This is a genomic window from Bacillus hominis, from assembly GCF_018332515.1.
In the GTDB taxonomy this organism is placed as follows: Bacteria; Bacillota; Bacilli; order Bacillales; family Bacillaceae_G; genus Bacillus_A; species Bacillus_A hominis.
The window spans coordinates 1-763 of record NZ_BOQD01000652.1; the positions used below are offsets into that span (position 1 = coordinate 1).

Sequence of the window (763 nt, forward strand, 5' to 3'; positions counted from 1 at the left end):
AAGTTATGTAGAAGAAATGGAAAAGAGTGTATAATATAAGGAAATTTAATAATATGAAATAACTTTTTAAGGAGAAGCTCATGAAAAAAGATAAAACAAATGCGATGCGAATATTAGATAAAGAAAAAATCGAATATTCGATGATGTCATATGATCCAGACGATGGGAAAATTGATGGTGTATCAGTAGCTGAGAAAATTGGACGAGAAGTGAGAGAAGTATATAAAACGTTAATCGCTCAAGGGAATAGTAAAAATTATCATGTTTTTATCATTCCAGTAGATGAGGAACTAAATTTAAAAGCAGCCGCAAAAGCAGTAAGTGAAAAGAAGATTGAAATGATTCCTGTTAAAGATATTACGAAAGTTTCAGGGTATATTCGCGGCGGTTGTTCACCAGTAGGGATGAAAAAATTATTTTCTACATGCATTGATGAGAGCGCACAAATACTTGAAACGATGATAGTAAGCGGCGGGAAAATTGGAATACAAATTGAGCTGAAAGTGGATGATTTAGCGAAAGTGACGAGAGCGCAGTTTGGTGAAGTAACGAAGTAAATATACATAGGGAAAGAAGTTCTAGTTTTATTAAATTCAGATAATAATTTATAGGATAGTTAGTCCATTATGAGGGCGGATTATCCTTTTTTATTTACATAATGAATGAAATAAAAAAGATTGAATATTCAGTTTAATAATAATGAATACAAACATCTAAAGAAATATGATAAAAGGTTGGTGGTCCTCCATACCTATCAACCTTT

1 protein-coding gene is annotated in these 763 nt (G+C 31.6%); it reads left to right on the forward strand.

Features of this window, described 5'->3' with window-relative positions; translation table 11 throughout:
* The first annotated feature begins 80 nt into the window (after positions 1-80).
* Positions 81-557, forward strand: a complete 477-nt coding sequence (gene ybaK, locus KI356_RS27790; RefSeq protein ID WP_097833175.1) for a Cys-tRNA(Pro) deacylase — start codon at positions 81-83, stop codon at positions 555-557.
* Positions 558-763 lie beyond the last annotated feature (206 nt).